The sequence below is a fragment of the Chlamydophila parapsittaci genome (assembly GCF_006385615.1).
Classification (GTDB): Bacteria; Chlamydiota; Chlamydiia; order Chlamydiales; family Chlamydiaceae; genus Chlamydia; species Chlamydia psittaci.
Genome location: NZ_CP041038.1, coordinates 252315 through 270657 on the forward strand (window position 1 = coordinate 252315; position 18343 = coordinate 270657).

An 18343-nucleotide genomic window follows, 5' to 3' on the forward strand; every position below is an offset into this window, starting at 1 on the left:
GTGATTTTTTAAGCATCTACTACCATAGGACGAACATCAAGTCCTAGACCTTGCATTTCCTTAATTAAAACATTAAACGACTCTGGCGTTCCTGACTTCAGGAGGTTTTCTCCTTTAACAATGGATTCATAAATCCTTGTTCGACCAGTAACGTCATCCGATTTAACTGTAAGAATCTCTTGGAGCATATGAGCTACCCCATAAGCTTCTAAAGCCCAAACTTCCATCTCTCCGAATCTTTGACCTCCCATTTGAGCTTTACCCCCGAGAGGTTGCTGAGTGACCAAGGAGTAAGGACCAATGGATCTGGCGTGAATTTTATCTGCAATTAAGTGGCTTAGCTTCAACATGTAAATGTATCCGATTACCACAGTATTGTCGAATCTCTCTCCAGTCTTTCCATCATACAAGTAAGACTTACCATCTGCAGGCAAACCTTGTTCTATCATCATGTCCCAGATACGAGATTCTGGGAAACCTTCAAATACTGGAGTTTTTACATGAATACCGGCAGTTTTTGCAGCGTAACCAAGATGAGTTTCCAATACCTGACCTAAGTTCATCCTAGAAGGCACACCAAGGGGGTTTAAGATCATCTGTACAGTTTCGCCGTTAGCAAGGTATGGCATATCAGCTTCAGGAACAATCTTAGAAACAACTCCTTTGTTTCCGTGACGTCCAGCCATTTTATCTCCAACCTGCAGCTTTCTTTTTGAAGCAACATATACCTTAACCTGGCGGATCACACCGTGATCAAGATCAGCATCACCTTCACGAATATGTTCAACTTCTGTTTTATAATTGACTTCCAAACGTTGCAAGGATGTCTCGTAATCAGAAAGTAGTGATTTTAAAACATCATACATATCGCAAGGAGGCATAAGGAGATCGACCAAAGACTCTTGCTCAAGCAATTCGATTGTCTCTTGATCAAATACAGTACCTTCTTGAACCAGAATATCGGCGGTACGACGATGTATAATCGAAGCTGGAGCTTTTTCATTTAACAATAGGGCTCCTAATTTTTCACGATACTCTGTTTTTAATACTGAAATCTGATTCTTATAACCTTTCTGTAGGTCTTTCAAATGAACAGCTTCTTCTACAAGCTCGTCATCACTCTTAGAAAGTCTATCTTTTCTACTGAAGACTTTCACGTCCATGACAACTCCCTCTGTTCCTGGAGGTACAGTCAAAGAAGCGTCTTTAACATCAGCAGCTTTCTCTCCGAAGATTGCTCGTAATAAACGTTCTTCAGGAGCTAATTCTGTTTCTGATTTTGGAGTAATTTTACCAACAAGAATGTCGCCAGGCTTTACTTCAGCTCCAATACGAATAATTCCATCTTCACCTAAGTTAGCCAAGACTTCTTCAGAAACGTTAGGAATGTCACGAGTAATCTCTTCTTTTCCTAATTTTGTGTCTCTAGCTGTTAATTCAAACTCTTCAATATAAATTGAGGTATAAGCGTCTTGCTTAATCAACTTTTCAGAAATGATAATCGCATCTTCGAAGTTATATCCATACCAAGGCATGAAGGCAACCAAGATGTTCTTTCCTAAAGCAAGTTCTCCCTTATCTGTAGCAGGACCATCAGCTATAACATCACCTTTGACTACAACATCTCCCACACTACATAAAGGCCGTTGATTAATGCAGGTACCAGAGTTTGATCTTAAGAACTTTTTAAGATCGTAAGTGCGTTTAAGTGTTGGGTTATGTTTAGCTGCAATAACTACTTTATAACCGTCAACATATTCTACGACTCCGTCTTCTTCAGCAACAACAATAGCACCGGAATCTTTAGCAGCACGTGCTTCTAAACCTGTTCCAACAATAGGAGCTTCAGTTTTCAATAAAGGAACAGCTTGACGTTGCATGTTTGATCCCATAAGAGCACGGTTAGCATCGTCATGCTCTAAAAATGGAATTAAACCTGTAACAATCGATACCAATTGCTTTGGAGAAACGTCCATATGCGTAACGGTACTTGTGTCTGCTTCGAAAGCCTCTCCACGATATCTTGCCCAGCATACAGGATCGACAAACATATTATATTCATCTAAATTCGCTGAAGCCTGAGCAATCACACATTCTTCTTCGACATCAGCAGTCATGTATTCGATTTCATCAGTAACTACCCCATCTCTAACGATACGATAAGGAGTTTCAATGAATCCGAATTCGTTAATTTTTGCAAAGGAAGATAGAGAAGTAATCAAACCAATGTTTGGTCCTTCTGGAGTCTCAATTGGACATATACGTCCGTAATGGCTCGCATGCACGTCACGAACTTCAAATCCAGCTCTTTCTCTATTCAAACCTCCAGGCCCCAAAGCTGACAAACGCCGCTTATGTGTTAATTCGGCCACAGGGTTCGTTTGATCCATGAATTGAGAAAGCTGAGAACGACCGAAAAAGTCCTTTAGAACGCTAGCGAGACCTTTTGCAGAGATAATTTTTCCTGGAATCAATGTATCAGAAGAGAAATCAAATAAATTCATTCTCTCTCGGATAATTTTTTCCATTCTAGCCAATCCGGAGCGGCATTGGTTTTGGATAAGTTCTCCTACAGAGCGTACACGACGGTTAGCTAAATGGTCGATATCATCAATCGAAGCTTTTTCATCACCCATTTTTAAACGGATAAGATACTTCAGAGCACCAATAACATCTTCTTTTCTTAAGGTCACTTGTGCTAAGGACTCTTCATCCATGGGGAATCCAAGTTTTCTATTTAATTTATAACGACCTACTCTTCCTAAGTTATAGCGTTTAGGATCAAAGAACAGACGCATAATTGTAGAACGAGCATTTGCTAAGGTCGCAGGCTCACCGGGGCGCAATCTTCTATAGAAATCCTTTAAAGCAGCTTCATAAGAGTCTGTTGGATCTTTGGCCAACATTTTGATGATAGGGTGATTTTCATCAGCCTCTACAGCTATTTTTAAAGTCGAGATATTAGCATCGAGCATACGTTTTAACATAGCTGTGCTAAGTTTTTCTCCAGCCTTTCCGTAAACCAAAGAAGAAGCTTCATCTAAAACATTATCAGCTAAGATTTTACCAACTAAGAAAGAAAAATCTTTTTCACTTTTTAAAGAATGTTCTTCTATTTGGAAAAACTCTTCAATAATATCAGCGTCAGATGAATACCCTAGGGCACGGATAAACGTTATAGCTAAAATCTTGCGGCGACGTTTCTTTCTATCAATATGGATATAAATTAAATCATTTATATCAAAAATAGCCTCTAGCCAACTACCTCGATAAGGAATAATTCTGAAAGAAAACAAAATATTTCCTTTAGAATGTTTTTCCTGTTCGAAATTAATCCCTGGAGAACGGTGTACTTGAGAAACAACAACCCTTTCAGCCCCGTTAATAATAAAGGTTCCTTTATCTGTCATAATGGGTATAGTGCCCATATAGACTTCTTCTTCTTTAATTCCTGTTTCATCAGTCAAACGGAAGCGAACTTTTAAAGTAACACTATAGGTGATCCCGCGACGGATACACTCGTCGGGAGAATATTTCGGCACACCTAAGTTATAAGATAGATACTCTAAAATGGTAGCTTCGTTATAAGATTTAATTGGAAAAATCTCTCTGAAAACCTCTTCTAAGCCGATATTATCGCGCTCTTCTGCAAGCTTACCAATCTGAAGAAATTGCTTATATGACTTAATTTGAATTTCAATAAGATTTGGAAGATCTAAGATATCTTCCTTTTTTTTGACGCTAACCCGCTCCGGGCATTTGAACATGCGAGCTCTCCTAAGACTATTGTGATGCCAAAAGACTTCCCTTAAACAAGCCTACGTATGCCGTATTAAGGGAGTACTACAATTGTATACATGATAAAAAAAGAAAAGAAAAATCTGTAAGGATTTTTCTTTCCTATAAATTACAAGCCTTTAAAGGAAGCTTTTGCTCCAGCTTCTTGTAATTTCTTAACTGTATCCTCAGCATCAGACTTAGAAGTCTTTTCTTTAACAACTTTAGGCAAGCCTTCTGTCATTTCTTTAGCTTCTTTTAAAGCTAATCCTGTAACTTCTCGTACTACTTTTAAAACGCCTATTTTTTTATCTGCAGGAACTTCCTCTAAAGTCACTGCAAATTCTATAGACTCAGCAGGAGCAGCTTCAGCACCAGCAGCACCAGCACCAGCAGCAACTGCCATCACAGGAGCAGCGGCAGTGACATCCCATTTTTCTTCTAATAATTTTTTTAAAGCGGACAGTTCTAATACTGTTAAACTGCTTAATGTCTCTACTAAAGTTTCCAAACTTTGTGTCGTCACTTTTGTCACCCTTACTTAATTTGAGAGTTTTAACATTCTTCTTAGTTTTTTTGCGTTTTCTGGTCGATGCAGGAAATAACACCAGAAAGAGCTGAGCCCATAATTCCAACGACCTGAGACATCGGAGCAGCTAATAGTCCAACAATTTGCTGTCTCAGTTCTTTCATTGAAGGCAATTTGGCAACAGCCTCTACTTCTTTACCTGACAAGTTAGCGCTATCAATTCGTCCGGCAAGAAAAACTAGTGAATCGTTATGTTGTTTATTAAAATCTAATACTTGTTTTGCTGCAGAAACAGCATCATCATAAGCAAAGACTACACCTAGGTGTCCGCTTGTATCCGAAGAATCTATATCAAAACCAGCGCTTTGTATAGCTTTGAAAAAAATTCTCTTTTTTAATACTTCAAATTCTGCAGAAACTCCGGAGAGTGAATTACGAAACTCTCTAGAGTGTGCTGCCGTAAATCCAAGATATCTCAATAAAATAAAACCTTGGGATGCGGAGATCTTCTCTTCTACCTCTTGAAGGAGTAATTTCTTTTCTTCTTTCATTTTCCCTCTTGAATTAAGACGCCATTAACTCTCTAGTATCGACAGAAATACCAGGCCCCATAGTAGAGGAAACTGTAAATGATACCAGATATTGCCCCTTCGCTGCAGGCGGCTTAGCTTTAATTAAAGCAGAGCATAGAGCTTCGATGTTTTCCTTAAGAAGGTGTCCATCAAATGACAGCTTACCTACACCAGCATTACATACCCCAGCGCGGTCTGCTTTAAATTCAATTTTCCCTTTACGCAACTCGGCAATAGTTTTAGTAACGTCCATGGTTACTGTTCCAGCCTTAGGTGTAGGCATAAGGTTTCTTGGTCCTAGAACCTTTCCCAACTTCCCAACTTCACGCATCATATCTGGAGTAGCCACTGCGACATCAAAGTCAACCCAGCCGCCTTTAATTTTTTCAACGAGATCGTCACTACCTACAAAATCAGCTCCAGCGTCTAAAGCTTCCTTAGCTTTTTCTCCAGCAGCAAACACAAGAATTTTTAAAGTTTTTCCTGTACCGTTGGGCAAGGAAACAGACCCTCGAATTTGTTGATCGCTTTTCTTTGGATCTATGCCTAATTTAATAGATACATCGACAGTTTGATCAAAGCGCACTGTGGGGCATTGTTTTAAAATATCTATAGCTTCTTGCAGAGAATATGACTTTGAAAAATCATAGCTTTTTAAGATGCCTTGTATACGTTTTCCATGTTTTGTCATAATTATGCAGCCCTATTACAATTTACTCGACGTCTATACCCATACTTCGGGCAGTTCCTTCTACCATACGCTTTGCAGATTCAAGAAGAACGACGTCCATATCTTTCATTTTTTGTTCGGCAATAGCTGTAACTTGTGCTTGGGTCAATTTTCCAACTTTATTCCTGTTAGGAATTTTAGACCCAGATTCTAGATTTAATGCCTTTTTGATCAAAGAAGATACGGGAGGTTGTTTGGTTATGAAAGTGAAAGTTTTATCCGAATAAACAGTAATAACTACTGGCAACAGGTCTCCAGGACGATCTTGTGTTGCAGCATTAAACTCTTTACAAAAACCCATAATATTTACACCAGCAGCACCTAAAGCTGGTCCTATTGGAGGAGCTGGGTTGGCTTTACCACCAGGAATTTGTAGTTTAATTAACTTAATCACCTTTTTATTCGACATACTAAACCTTACTCTATCTTGACGTCCCTCTATGAATAAAGAGGAAGAAACGAAAAACTAAAATTATAAGAAGATGGAGAATAAGAATACACAGATTTTCTTACTCTTATTCACTTTCTTGTTCTAGGGCCACCTCTTCCACTTGCCAAAACTCTAAATCATCAACACGAGTTTCCCTTCCAAAGATGGATACCATGACACTAAGACGCCCTTTATCATGGAACACTTCAGAAACAACACCGATAAAGTTTACAAAAACACCATCATTAATTTTAACTCTGGAGCCAACATCGAACTTGTGTTTTTGCACAACACCAGCTTTTTTCTCTTCAATGTCTTTTAAAATATTTCTCACTTCATCTTCGGATAAAGCTAGAGGTACTCCCCCACCTAAAAATTCAACAACACCTGGATTATTTTTTACATATAACCAAGACTCGTCGGTCAAATGCATTTTAATTAACAGGTACCCCGGCCAGATGAACTTCTCAACGACTTTGTGCTCACCCTTCTTTACTTCCATCACGTTTTCTATAGGCAAGACAATTTCTTGTATAAAATCCGTCATTCCGGAAGATTCTTTAAAATCTTCTAAAGCTTTTTTTACTTTTTTCTCTTGAGCCGTAAAAACTTGAACGACATACCATTTAAACATGCAACTAACCAAACAAAAAGCTTGTTATACCACTTAACAATGTAAGTAGCTTACGAAACACCAAATCTACACAATATATAGAAAAGCCTAAGCCAAAAATACTAGCGATTACGATCTTAACGTATCGTTTTAGATCTCGTTTACTGACCCATTCAATTTTTTTAATTTCATCTAGAAAGCCAGCACCAGCTTGCTTTTTAGCTTTAGCGATTTTCTTAGAGAGTGTCTCTTGGTGATTGCGTTGTTTCATAAGCAAATTTCTAGATCAAAAATTAAGTCTATACGGGTGCGAAGGGAGTCGAACCCCCGACCGGCGGCTTTGGAGGCCACTGCTCTACCAGCTAAGCTACACACCCAAAAAAGCATGATTAAGATTTATCATCTTAATCATGCTTATAAAATCACCTGGTTTAGGCAATAATTTTTGAAATCGTTCCAGCACCGATTGTACGACCACCTTCACGAATAGCAAATCTCATACCTTCTTCTAGGGCTACAGGGCTAATCAATTGAACATCGAATTCAACGTTATCGCCTGGCATAACCATCTCTACACCCTCAGGAAGAGTTACAACACCTGTTACATCTGTTGTCCGGAAGAAGAACTGAGGTCTATATCCAGTGAAGAAAGGCTTATGACGTCCACCTTCTTCTTTTTGCAAGATGTAAACAGTACCTTTAAATTGTGTATGGGATTTTACGCTGTTAGGTTGGCAAATAACCATACCGCGCTCAACATCATTTTTCCCAATACCTCTAAGAAGTAGACCTACGTTTTCTCCTGCTTGACCTTCTGGAAGTTCTTTTCTGAACATTTCCACACCGGTAACAATTGTTTCGCGAGTATCTCTCAAACCAACAATTTGTACCTTATCACCAACCTTAACGACTCCTCTTTCGATACGGCCTGTTACTACTGTACCACGACCAGAAATAGAAAATACGTCTTCGATAGGCATTAAGAAAGGTTTATCAACTTCACGTTCTGGGGTAGGGATATTATCATCTACTGCTTGCATTAGCTCGCGAATCTTTTCAACATAGCTTGCATCGCCTTCTAAAGCTTTCAAAGCAGAACCGCGGATGATAGGGCAGCCTTTGTAACCTTTTTCTTCTAAAAGCTCGGATAATTCCATTTCGACCAAGTCTACAAGCTCGGCATCCTCTTGAGAAATCACATCGATTTTGTTAAGGAAAACAACAATGTAAGGAACCCCTACCTGTCTTGCCAACAGAATATGCTCCTTTGTTTGGGGCATAGCACCGTCAGTAGCGGAAACAACGAGAATTGCTCCGTCCATCTGAGCAGCACCTGTAATCATGTTTTTAACATAGTCGGCGTGACCAGGACAGTCTACGTGAGCATAGTGACGGTTAGGGGTTTCATATTCAACGTGAGAAGCGTTGATAGTAATTCCTCTAGCTTTTTCTTCAGGAGTATTGTCAATAGAACTGTAATCACAAAAATTAGCTAACCCCTCTGCTGACAGTGCGCGTGTGATTGCAGCTGTTAGCGTAGTTTTACCGTGGTCAACGTGTCCAATGGTCCCTATGTTGATATGGGGTTTAGTACGTTGAAAAGTTTCTTTTGACATTTCAGAATCCTCATTAAATTAGTTTTACTCCAACCATTACTTCTGCCCAGAATAGGAATTGAACCTACGACCGCTTGCTTACCATGCAAGTGCTCTACCACTGAGCTATCTGGGCCTATACTTCACGTTTCATAACGGCTCAGAGAATTGCCTAGTCTATGTCACTTATTTTAAAACATCAATAGAAAACAATTAACGATGCCTGTATACAACTCTAGCTTTCGTTAGGTCATAGGCTGACATTTCAACAGTGACTCGATCTCCAACAAGCAAACGAATATTGCTCATACGCATTTTACCGCATAAATGAGCAGTGACCGGCATGCCATTCTCTAGTAATATTTTGAAATGCATCCCGGGAAGGAGCTCTTGCACTCTACCCTCAAGCACGATAGTGTCTTCTTTTTTTGCCATGTATTAATTATCCTTAAACAAAATCCTCTCGGCCAAAGGCATCTCAATTAAAGACTGGCCAGACGGGCAGATTTGGTCTTTTTAAAGAATAGAGCTTATCCCTTTCCGCTCTATCCATAAATGCAGCAGCATTATATTCGGTATGTAGAAAAAGTCAAATCCCTTTCATAGATAGCCTAAATATCATAAAAAATTATTGATTGCTTTAGGAATAAGTGGGAAAATTTACTACAACATTTACAATTAAAATCAATTTACTTTACAATGCGTCAGTTTAGTTATTTTTAATAAAATAGAATGATATCTTCTGTTACTTTTAGCACTCCTCATCCTAATGGTTTGGAGAGCATGGCAGCCATGCAAGATCACAGTGGATCCGATAGTGAATCTGTGAATACGAATATAGAGAACCCACAGCCACCTAATAGCGAACTTAGGGGAATAACTACATCTTCTCGCCCTCCCCTCTCTCTGATGAATATTCTCCCTTACCGACCAGCTCCAAAAACATGTATGGACCATGCTCGATCTGTAGGGGAAAAAATTAGTACGTTTTTAAGGGATAACTGGAAATATATTTTATTGTATATCCTTGCTTGGGCATTAATATTGGCCTGTCATCATACTATGGCGGTAACATTGACCATTTGGCTGGGTATAGGCTTAGGTGTTGGTGTTCTTTTTGGTATTTTTACCGCCAATGTTTTGGATAGGAAAAATAAGTATAAAAATACAAACAGCCTGTGGAATTTGATGAATTATGGGTTACAGCAGCTTGATCCCAATGGAACGCGCCAAATTCTTTTAGCAACAATCATTGCTTCTATTTCTTCGCTAATTTACGCTATTCCTGAAGCTGTTGGATTTACGATTGGTGCATGCATAGGCAACCAAATCAGTATTCTCATTTCCTACGGTCTCCGCTTAGGCGATGACGACAATTATGTCGCTGATCGGCAAGCTTTTGATAAAAAGGTGGCGCACATTCAGAAAGCGATTAATCAGTACCAATTAATTAAAAATCAAATGATCATTCAGAAGCAAATTTCTGAAATTGTCGCCCAACAAAATAATCCTCAAATGACCAATACGTTGCATACCCTGCAACTACAAATGAATATGCCATTACCATACGTATTTGATGCACCTAAAACACAATTTAGTGATCACCTACATTTTAGTGATCCTGATTATGTTATCGCTTCTGCGAATCAAAGAATTTTAGCTCTATCACAAACTCTAACCCATCTAAGACAAGAGCCTAATCGTGTTGTTGAGGAGTAGTTTTGAATCCCTCCGTATGTCCCCTACAACATGCTGGATGCTTGAAAAAACAGCACCGCATTTTACAAACTCTGTTTCCCGAAAAATTTCATAAAGACATGTTGTATAACACTCTTTTAGATTTCGGATCACAACCTAAACACTTTGACAAAAGTAAAATTTCAAGGGAGAACCTTGTATTGGGTTGTCAGAGTGATTTATATCTTTATGAAGTATATCAAGAAGGACGTTTATTCTTTTTTACGCATACGGAAGCTTTGATTTCTTCTGGAATAGCAGCATTATTTGCTGAAGTGTATTCTGGGGAAACTCCGGTGACCGTACTCACCTGTAAGCCAGTATTTTTTGATCAACTCAGCCAATACCTATCTTTCGGAAGAGTGAATGGAGGTGAGTCTTTGTATATGCGGATGAAACAAATTTCTGTGCAGTATCTCAAATCTTCAGATTAGAGATGGATATCACTTGCTTGTCAGAAGCTTATATGTTAATATCCGTTCTCTTAATCACGGGGCAGTAGCTCAGCGGTTAGAGCCACGGACTCATAACCCGTTGGTCACAGGTTCGAATCCTGTCTGCCCCAAGCTCTCTTTCCTATCAACAATCGTCTTTATTTCAACCTTTCTGAAATCTCATCATTAAGCAACAGAGTAGTAGCTTCATCATGGTATTTGACTTATGAAGGTACTGTCGCTCAGCTTCTAAAATGTAAAGAAACTGATTTTAAAGCCAATGAACAGCTTGGTATTTTCTAGAGGCTCGCAACAAACCTCATGGTATGACTTTAGGCGAGCTTCTAGGGAACGGGATAACCATGCGCTCATGCGCAGGCATTACAATAGGAATGATTGTAAATGACTCTTAGCAGAAGCCTACTTAGTTAAACTATTTTCCAGATTTAACCAAGCGACTTCAATAATCTTAGAGTCACTATCTACCCTCTGAAGGACAAGCGGAAGCAATGTTAAAAAATTTTAATTAAAAATAGTGCTTCTGAAAGAACTGCACTGCCGATTTGCCTTTAACTACGAGCAGGATTTTTAAGGCTTCTCCGACAATAAATGGCATAGCGCCTAGTTGGAAGCCCTTTACAACATCTATGGATTCCGTGAGCGACATCATATAAAAATAGTAGGCAAGCCAGAGAGATCCCATTACTAGTATTATCAGGGCTGCGATAGTAAGAATAGAAGCCAAGACGTATCCACTGGGAGATTTAAACCGACGATAGAGCGAGGAGATAAATAGAGCAGCGATAGGAAAAGCGTAAAGATATCCTGCTGTTGGACCGAAAAACGCGGTTAAGCCACATCCCGAACCATAAAATACTGGCAAAAACATCCCTGCAACAAGATAAGAGAGCACACTACCGACAGCCATCCTTGGAGAGTATGCAATACCTATACAGAAAATCCCTAATGTCTGAAAAGTGACGAGAATAGGGGTAAAGGGTAGGGGTAGGGCAATCTTCGCTAATAAGGCGAGGAAAAGAGATCCCTCCAATATTTTGACTATTGGACTGTTCAAAATTCTTAACAGATGAGACTTTGTAGCTAAGCTATAACCCATATTCTTCTCCTAATTCTAATCGATACGGTGGCGTAGTTATTTTGAAGCTTCCCTTCTCTCTTGTCAATTTTTCAATTCGCAAACACATAATTAATAAGAAAAGAAAAATTAACCAGTTCAAATTATATTAATAATAAAACGATGATATTTAATTATAATTTATATTAAAATGGTTTCGAATTATTTTAAAAATCAATCATAAAAAGTATTTTTAATAACTAAGAGACATTCTTAGGTGTCCTATTGAGTTTTCTTTGGGAGTAGTCTATATGTTATCTTTAAGTTCATCCTGTAATACACCAGGACTGCAGACAGCAGTTTCACAACAAAATCAAAATACTTTAGATCCTGGTCCAAAAAAATTATTAAATTATCCCGAAAGATCGAAGGCTTTTTAGAAAAGCACAAGCCTCCAGCAAGCACGTGCTATTTAGCTAATCCTACAAGCTCCTCACGTGTGCAAATACTTGGCGAGGCATCTTGTAGTAGAGAAGTAACGGCGACACTTGGCCAACAAAACTACCCTCCTCAGGGACCACTTGTTAGAAGTAGTGCCGATAATTTTTATTTTGATGTAAAGGAATACTCTACAATCCACGGTACCGCTTGTACAGCGCTTTCTTTGTTAAAAACGGATGTACGTTCCGGTATAAAACGTCGCCTTCCAATAATACCGGGAGCAACAAAACAAAAAATGCAACGATTCTGCCCTACTTCAATAGAAGAGTCAGATAGACAAGCTATTCGTGTCGAAAAAAGAACAAGAGACATGCTATTTATAGCACAGAAAGTTCGACAATATAATATTTTTGAAGATAGGTGTGGAGCAGTTTTAGACCTTTGGCATGTAGCTCCGACAGATACAAACCCTAAGGATGCTCAAAAAATTTGGATAAAAACCCCAGATGGCTATAAATCTCCATTTTGCTATACGAAATGTTTGAATTATGCTAGAACAATTCGTTGTTATAGAACAACCGCCCCAAGTAGAGGAAGCTTTTTACTCGACGAAAATCAAGGTAGCATTCTTGCTTCAAGTGTAGCATATACCCTGGGAGCTATATTCAGACATAGCCGTTTCAAAAATATACTACTTGAAAAAGAGACTTTGAATAACGGCGAGGCAATCTACGTCGCTGATAGTGTATTAGTGCAAATAATTCTCCTGATTTCCTTGGTCGCAAGAAATGCACACCCCTATGCTAGAGACGTAAAACCCGAAGCTATCTTTTCAGAAGATGAGAAGAACGTCATAACCCTTGCATCAAATATCTTCCGAGAACAAGTCTTAGGGAAAATACCATCAAACAAAGACGAGGCAGGAGTTTCAGAAACCAAACCCCTGGAATTCTCTGTAGCAAGCAAAAACAGCGATCCATGGCGTCAATCAAAGTTAGATCAACTAAGTTCATCTAATGTTCAAGAAGACAACTTCGATGATTTTGCAGGAGAAGAAGGCGAAGCGATAACACCACATACAGCTGAAAGGCTACTCGCAATATCTTCGTCTATTCTTAATCCCTCCCCCTTAACAGATGCTCCACCATTAACTCCGACACCAGGCTCCTCCCCACAATACTTAACACCTTCCCCTCACGGTGAAGATGACTATACATTTGACATCGACTCCTCCCCTCTAACAGAAGCTCCACCATTAACTCCCGCGCCAGGCTTCTCTCCACAATACGTATCCACTCCTATCCATGACGATGAACATGACCGCACATCTGATGTGAACTCCTCCTCCTTAACAGACGCTCCGCCATTAACTCCCGCACCAGGATTCTACCCACAACACGCATCCCCTCCTCTCCATGATGATGAAAATGACCGCTCATTTGACGTGAACTCCTCCCCCTTAACAGATGCTCCGCCGTTGACTCCGTCGCCAACTCCGCGCTCAAATATCTACCGATGGTATCCATAGTATTTATCGCCTTCCCTTTACACTGAAAACAGACTCACTCCCATTCCTAGACTACTGAATTCGATATGATTATAGCGCTGAGAAAAACTGCGGATTATCTATCAGAAAAATAGGGGTCAGATTTACTTAATGATCCTTTTCTCTAACTGCATATTAGCTGTTAACGGTGTTAGGGAAGGTGAAAAAAATCGTGACCCCTCACTCATTCGAAGGTGGCTAGAAAACAGAAACACCTGTCTGAAAAAACTGATTTGCTAATTTACAACCCGATATTTTAATCATAGACAAGTCGATGGGGACTGTCGTAGATATTCCCCCAAACTTCACTTGAACGATAATTTTTATCTAATGAGCCATAGACTAAGTAGTTCAGAGAAAAATGATTGTAAATCACCACTCCACGCAAAAGTAAAAAGATACTAATAATATAGAGACTAAAACCTATGACACCTGTGGTGATGGAACTAAGTACCATACCGATTATACTACAAATTACACCGAAAATAACAGACACAATAGAAAGTATTACGCATACTCTCTCAGCCAAAGGAAACTCGTCCCATAGATTGATCAGTTCCTGATTTTGCAAACAGAAACCTGTGGGAATTGCTGTCGCCATAACTATCATCTTCTTTAGATTTTGCAAAACACAGTCTATCTTAACTTTAAAAAAAAGACTATACAGCTTTTGTTTTTTACCGGCGTCGATTGCTGCTTACCAAACCCACCAAGACATAGATATTTGCGATAAACACAATCAAGCATATAAATAAGCTTATTGTCTGTGATACTGCTAAAACATCTCCTGTCTGCCACGCTAAAGAAGCATTGTGTAAATGAGTAGAATACAATCCCGTGTCATTTGCATCTGTTGTATTACTTCTTCCTAATGTGCTAGGGACCTGCATAACTATACTATTAAGGATCCCAACAGCAGTAGATAAAAATATTCCATGGGCTACCCCCATAATCGCCTGCACAGCACCGATTCTGCCCCCATCTACAGAGCGCACAACGACTTGCGATTCCTGAGGAGCACCTGTCAATCTTTGTAAAATAGTAGTTTGGATACGTCCTCGCAATCCTCGGAAGCAATTTCTTAATAACTCCATAAAGATAACACTACCACTTAATGTAGATGCTACAACAAATACCGCTCGCAAAATCGGAAATGGATTGCCGTACCTTCTTATACAATTGAGATTATCCAAAACAGTGATTAGGAAAATCAGAGGTGTTAATGCATGAGCCATAAGACGTAATAACCTATACGTATGGCGAACAGCATGAGGATTGGTCAACAACAAAAGAAAGTAACGCAAGAGATTCAAAGTATAGCCAAAAATGATTACGTAAGAAACGTAAACATCAGGAGCGTATGTCACAGAAATGATGATATACTCTTGCAGTAAACCACAAACTCTAAATATACAGAATATACTCGATAAAAGAATATCGCTACTGGATCGTGGAGCGAAATTAAACTCTGCCTCAGCAGATGTGTCTCCCAATCGCAATAACTCGGATAATCTGTCAAAGGCCCCGTGACCATGACCTATTTCCACCAAAGAAATCTGATGAGAAGCAAGTGGCGACATACTTTCTGAGCTCGATTCACCAGAAGAAGAATGGTGTGATAGACGTAACGCCCAAATATAGCTAGGACAACGCACACTTGGGAAAAACAATCCCTCAGCTCCTGAAGAGTAAGCAAGAGTTGTAACGTTAGAACGTGCAAATCCTGCCGAGTCAAACAGAGTAGTCACATCTCCTGACACTCTAAAATGGGCTGCGTTACCTCCTGTAACATATGTCGTAGGGGCAATCCCAATTACCTTAACCCGCTCACCATAAGGCGTGTGACGCAACACCTCATCAACTATAGCCCCCCCATCACCGTAAAATATAATTGTGTGATGTCTATGCTGGTTGTTAGGATGAGAGAAGAAGTGTTTCAAGCATTCGAGCAATGCCTGACATAGGGGACTAGAACATGAAACAACAGGTCTTCGTAATAATCGGGAGCAAACCCCCCCCCCCCATCCAGAATTATACAACAGACGTACAGGCTCACCTCGGACCTCACTAAGGTACAAGGACTCGCCTTGAGCTTCTACTAAAGTTTGGGCACTCCCATTAACGTAGGTAACACAAACCTCATGAGCTCTTGGTATCTCTGCATTCGGATCAAAAATACTCACTGCTTCAAAAACTTCTGCATGTTCCCTTACATCAGATCCACATCCTCCGTGAATGAAACAATTTACGCGTTCAGAAGTCTGTTGAGACAATGATGCCTCAATATTAATAGAAGGTGGGTGATAATCTCCTAAACTGATATTTTCTAAACTCGAACTGCTCTCAAGATTGACAGTCACAACCATAAAAACATTCAACTACAATATAGAGTAATAGGTATTCATAAGCTTACGTGCGGAGAAAAAAATAGGCCTCTTCTCCAGCTTTCGTTTGTGCTGAGATTTGCACTTTATTCTGTAAATCAAACCTAGAAATGCGGCTATGTCTATGTTGTAGTCTTCTGTACACATAGAACCGCATTTTTAAGAGGTAATTAAGACAAAGGAACTTATAAGTGTGATGTTATAGTAATTCGCATCTGTGAAAAAAATTAGCCCGAGGTTTTGATCTATTCCAACTAAATTTTTTAGAGCTTTTTAACAAATGTCTTTATCCACAAAATAAAAAGTATCCGAACAGAAATCCAAAAACTCTTATAAATTTAGTAAACTGTGGTATGCGTTATCTTTTATGCGTTAAAATCTCTCTCGCATATCTTTCGCGTTTCCATGCAAGTTCTCTATCTGTTTTCTCTTTCTGCCAAGAGAGGAGATCTTTTTTAAATTCTAGTTCTTTTTCTCGCATTTCGAGATCTTTGTAAGCATATTCCACATCTTTAGAATGTCGATAGGCGTGCCAAACATGAGCTATCTCATCGAGCTTTTGTAGTAAAGCATCAAACGAAAAGTTCTCACTATTCAAATCATCAGCAGGCATACGTAAGGAGGAAAAAATATCGTTACATGCTTGTAGAATTCTCTTACCTGAGGGCAATTCTTTTATTAGTTCTACAGCCTGTTTACTATTTTCTAATTCGATATTCTCATTTTTACATTTAAGAACGAGATCGCGGTAGAGATCTTGGCTCTCTTCTACCAATACTTGAAATAAAGAATCGAGCTGGCTTGCTAGAGTTTCTCTATCCTCATCTGTCATAGAATCAAAACAACTCTCTATACTAGAGTTCTGATGTCCAACAGACTCTTTCACAACAATCTCTGCATCTTCAGCGATTGTATTACTGTAGGATACTATAGGAGAAAACGCGAAGACTAAACTATAAATAAACAATCTTTTAATCATACTTACTCTTATTCTTCTTTAATCTGAACTAATTCACTCAAACTCACGTGCAACATAGGAAACAAAAAACGAAAAAGCCAACCCGAAGTTTATTACAAATAAGACTACAGAATTTAACACGGATATGAATGAATCAATCTACCTTATAGGTAAAACGATTAAGGACAGCTTCTTAACATATTTCTAAATTAATATATTTTCTCTGCTTTTACTATTTTGCCTCTAGGGGACTACACATACATAAAACATGTAGAACACAAGAAATCGATATATATACCACTGTGATAAACATCAGCATAGCGTGATAAACGAAAGTAAACATCCGCATGAGTCCTATTCTAAATAACAACTTATGCAGTCGATCCAACTTGAGCATTTCTAAAATGAAATTCAAGAAATCTGATTTGCAAATTACCAGACTATGCTCGATTTTCAGCGGGCATATCCGTTGCACAGATTGAATAGGGAGTAGAGGAACTTTAGTGTATCGATGCATCTGTAATCAGTTTAGAGGAAAAGCACTAGCAAGCAGAAAGAAAATGCAACACAAGTCATTTAAAATCAACAAGAAAGGGCTATGATTTTGCTATATAAATCATTGAAAATGAGTGCTTTTTCACTAAGAGCTATACGTGAGCACTTGAGTATTTCCATTGCGACATTTTTTGTATAATGCGCGGTATAGATTCAGCACATTGTAAGTCTTGAATAGACAAAGGCAAGCGCAAAGTGTTATGTGCAATAACCTGCTCATAAGCAAGTAGTGCTTTAATAGCAATAGGGTTAGTCGTTTGACTCAGCCAAGAAGAAACTTCTCTCCATAAGTCCGCACGATCCTTGTTACGAGGATCCTCAACACACTCACGTGCCTCTTTTGGCCAGATATTGGATAGAACGGAAATTAACCCCTGTGCCCCGCACTCATACATTTGTGGCCATAAGCCATCGTCACCACAATAAAGAACTATGTCAGAACTAATCTGCGCGTATTCTAGGCAATTTTTAATCGACCCTCCGGAGTCTTTCAAACCATAGAAAAAAGGGTGCGTAGCAAGAGCTCGTACTGTGTCGAAATATAATGTTGTTCCTGATCTAGAAGGAATGTTGTATAGAATTGCAGGTTTGTTTGTTTTGTTTAACAGAGATTCAAACCAAAGAGTCTGACCATGTACACCGGGCTTAGTATAAATAGGGGTGGTGATTAGAAAACCGTAAATAGGATACGACTGACATGTATGGATCCACTCGGCAGCTTCGTGTAGTGATGTCCCTGGCACACCAACAATTATGGGAACCCTCAAGTTTAAAGAACATGCATAGGAAACTAAGGATTCTTTTTCCTTTGCTGTCATGGATAGGCTTTCTCCTGTACTCCCAAGAAGAACAACACCATGGCTTTCTCTCTCTTGCAAACGCAAGAGATTTTCAAAGCTTACAAAATCTATAGAATGGTCAGGTAAGAAAGGCGTGACAGAAGCCGTGAGTAATTTCATAGTAATCA

At 39.1% G+C, this 18343-nt stretch carries 16 protein-coding genes, 3 tRNA genes and 1 pseudogene; 4 read left to right on the top strand and 16 right to left on the bottom strand.

The features are described 5' to 3' along the window. Window positions 1-8: 8 nt before the first annotated feature. The 11 genes from rpoB to infA all read right to left on the bottom strand — a co-directional run bounded on the left by rpoB (window position 9) and on the right by infA (window position 8681). Entirely contained in the window at window positions 9-3767 is a 3759-nt protein-coding gene (gene rpoB, locus FI836_RS01025; protein WP_014943921.1) for a DNA-directed RNA polymerase subunit beta, read from the bottom strand. Between the two features lie 140 nt (window positions 3768-3907). Then, window positions 3908-4303, bottom strand: a complete 396-nt coding sequence (gene rplL, locus FI836_RS01030) for a 50S ribosomal protein L7/L12 (protein ID WP_014943922.1) — start codon at window positions 4301-4303, stop codon at window positions 3908-3910. A gap of 41 nt (window positions 4304-4344) precedes the next feature. After that, a complete protein-coding gene (gene rplJ, locus FI836_RS01035; protein WP_014943923.1) occupies window positions 4345-4857 on the bottom strand; it encodes a 50S ribosomal protein L10 in 513 nt (170 codons plus the stop codon). Between the two features lie 13 nt (window positions 4858-4870). Next, window positions 4871-5569: a 50S ribosomal protein L1 gene (gene rplA, locus FI836_RS01040; protein ID WP_014943924.1), complete on the bottom strand. Its 699-nt coding sequence runs from the start codon at window positions 5567-5569 to the stop codon at window positions 4871-4873. A gap of 22 nt (window positions 5570-5591) precedes the next feature. After that, on the bottom strand, window positions 5592-6017 hold the full coding sequence (gene rplK, locus FI836_RS01045) for a 50S ribosomal protein L11 (protein WP_006343361.1): 426 nt from the start codon (window positions 6015-6017) through the stop codon (window positions 5592-5594). Window positions 6018-6123: 106 nt separating this feature from the next. Continuing rightward, window positions 6124-6672 carry a transcription termination/antitermination protein NusG gene (gene nusG / locus FI836_RS01050; RefSeq protein ID WP_014943925.1) on the bottom strand — a complete coding sequence of 183 codons (549 nt, stop codon included), beginning with the start codon at window positions 6670-6672 and terminating at the stop codon, window positions 6124-6126. A 4-nt stretch (window positions 6673-6676) separates the two neighbouring features. Then, the gene (secE, locus tag FI836_RS01055) at window positions 6677-6922 is read right to left on the bottom strand and encodes a preprotein translocase subunit SecE (protein WP_006343363.1); all 246 of its coding nucleotides are present in this window, start codon (window positions 6920-6922) and stop codon (window positions 6677-6679) included. Window positions 6923-6955: 33 nt separating this feature from the next. Then, window positions 6956-7028 (bottom strand) — tRNA-Trp (locus FI836_RS01060). 54 nt (window positions 7029-7082) lie between these two features. Then, entirely contained in the window at window positions 7083-8267 is a 1185-nt protein-coding gene (tuf, locus tag FI836_RS01065) for an elongation factor Tu (RefSeq protein WP_014943926.1), read from the bottom strand. Window positions 8268-8310: 43 nt separating this feature from the next. Then, a tRNA-Thr gene (locus FI836_RS01070) sits at window positions 8311-8382 on the bottom strand. Window positions 8383-8459: 77 nt separating this feature from the next. Then, a complete protein-coding gene (gene infA / locus FI836_RS01075; RefSeq protein ID WP_006343365.1) occupies window positions 8460-8681 on the bottom strand; it encodes a translation initiation factor IF-1 in 222 nt (73 codons plus the stop codon). Window positions 8682-8978: 297 nt separating this feature from the next. Between infA and FI836_RS01080 the strand changes: the two genes are divergently transcribed. The 3 genes from FI836_RS01080 to FI836_RS01090 all read left to right on the top strand — a co-directional run bounded on the left by FI836_RS01080 (window position 8979) and on the right by FI836_RS01090 (window position 10548). Then, the gene (locus FI836_RS01080; protein WP_014943927.1) at window positions 8979-9965 is read left to right on the top strand and encodes a membrane protein; all 987 of its coding nucleotides are present in this window, start codon (window positions 8979-8981) and stop codon (window positions 9963-9965) included. Between the two features lie 2 nt (window positions 9966-9967). After that, window positions 9968-10417 (top strand): SufE family protein, encoded by a 450-nt coding sequence (locus tag FI836_RS01085; protein WP_006343367.1) that lies wholly within the window; start codon window positions 9968-9970, stop codon window positions 10415-10417. 58 nt (window positions 10418-10475) lie between these two features. After that, a tRNA-Ile gene (locus tag FI836_RS01090) sits at window positions 10476-10548 on the top strand. A 395-nt stretch (window positions 10549-10943) separates the two neighbouring features. Here FI836_RS01090 and FI836_RS01095 read toward each other — a convergent pair. Then, window positions 10944-11534, bottom strand: a complete 591-nt coding sequence (locus FI836_RS01095) for a biotin transporter BioY (protein WP_006343368.1) — start codon at window positions 11532-11534, stop codon at window positions 10944-10946. A gap of 269 nt (window positions 11535-11803) precedes the next feature. Here FI836_RS01095 and FI836_RS01100 point away from each other — a divergent pair. After that, window positions 11804-13461 (top strand): annotated as a pseudogene (locus tag FI836_RS01100) (hypothetical protein). A gap of 274 nt (window positions 13462-13735) precedes the next feature. Here the strand turns inward: FI836_RS01100 and FI836_RS01105 are convergent. From FI836_RS01105 to dapA, 4 genes are all read right to left on the bottom strand, one after another. Next, window positions 13736-14080: a hypothetical protein gene (locus tag FI836_RS01105; protein WP_014943930.1), complete on the bottom strand. Its 345-nt coding sequence runs from the start codon at window positions 14078-14080 to the stop codon at window positions 13736-13738. 76 nt (window positions 14081-14156) lie between these two features. Continuing rightward, entirely contained in the window at window positions 14157-15845 is a 1689-nt protein-coding gene (locus FI836_RS01110; protein ID WP_139934558.1) for a DUF687 domain-containing protein, read from the bottom strand. Between the two features lie 376 nt (window positions 15846-16221). Then, the gene (locus FI836_RS01115) at window positions 16222-16842 is read right to left on the bottom strand and encodes a hypothetical protein (RefSeq protein WP_014943933.1); all 621 of its coding nucleotides are present in this window, start codon (window positions 16840-16842) and stop codon (window positions 16222-16224) included. A 626-nt stretch (window positions 16843-17468) separates the two neighbouring features. After that, the gene (dapA, locus tag FI836_RS01125) at window positions 17469-18335 is read right to left on the bottom strand and encodes a 4-hydroxy-tetrahydrodipicolinate synthase (protein ID WP_014943934.1); all 867 of its coding nucleotides are present in this window, start codon (window positions 18333-18335) and stop codon (window positions 17469-17471) included. Window positions 18336-18343 lie beyond the last annotated feature (8 nt).

What these genes read in the sequence shown, in the direction of transcription:
- rpoB (WP_014943921.1), bottom strand. Translation starts at nt 3,767, where the DNA reads ATGTTCAAATGCCCGGAGCGGGTTAGCGTCAAAAAAAAGGAAGATATC.
- rplJ (WP_014943923.1), bottom strand. Translation starts at nt 4,857, where the DNA reads ATGAAAGAAGAAAAGAAATTACTCCTTCAAGAGGTAGAAGAGAAGATC.
- rplA (WP_014943924.1), bottom strand. Translation starts at nt 5,569, where the DNA reads ATGACAAAACATGGAAAACGTATACAAGGCATCTTAAAAAGCTATGAT.
- rplK (WP_006343361.1), bottom strand. Translation starts at nt 6,017, where the DNA reads ATGTCGAATAAAAAGGTGATTAAGTTAATTAAACTACAAATTCCTGGT.
- nusG (WP_014943925.1), bottom strand. Translation starts at nt 6,672, where the DNA reads ATGTTTAAATGGTATGTCGTTCAAGTTTTTACGGCTCAAGAGAAAAAA.
- secE (WP_006343363.1), bottom strand. Translation starts at nt 6,922, where the DNA reads ATGAAACAACGCAATCACCAAGAGACACTCTCTAAGAAAATCGCTAAA.
- tuf (WP_014943926.1), bottom strand. Translation starts at nt 8,267, where the DNA reads ATGTCAAAAGAAACTTTTCAACGTACTAAACCCCATATCAACATAGGG.
- infA (WP_006343365.1), bottom strand. Translation starts at nt 8,681, where the DNA reads ATGGCAAAAAAAGAAGACACTATCGTGCTTGAGGGTAGAGTGCAAGAG.
- FI836_RS01080 (WP_014943927.1), top strand. Translation starts at nt 8,979, where the DNA reads ATGATATCTTCTGTTACTTTTAGCACTCCTCATCCTAATGGTTTGGAG.
- FI836_RS01095 (WP_006343368.1), bottom strand. Translation starts at nt 11,534, where the DNA reads ATGGGTTATAGCTTAGCTACAAAGTCTCATCTGTTAAGAATTTTGAAC.
- FI836_RS01105 (WP_014943930.1), bottom strand. Translation starts at nt 14,080, where the DNA reads ATGGCGACAGCAATTCCCACAGGTTTCTGTTTGCAAAATCAGGAACTG.
- FI836_RS01110 (WP_139934558.1), bottom strand. Translation starts at nt 15,845, where the DNA reads ATGGTTGTGACTGTCAATCTTGAGAGCAGTTCGAGTTTAGAAAATATC.
- FI836_RS01115 (WP_014943933.1), bottom strand. Translation starts at nt 16,842, where the DNA reads ATGATTAAAAGATTGTTTATTTATAGTTTAGTCTTCGCGTTTTCTCCT.
- dapA (WP_014943934.1), bottom strand. Translation starts at nt 18,335, where the DNA reads ATGAAATTACTCACGGCTTCTGTCACGCCTTTCTTACCTGACCATTCT.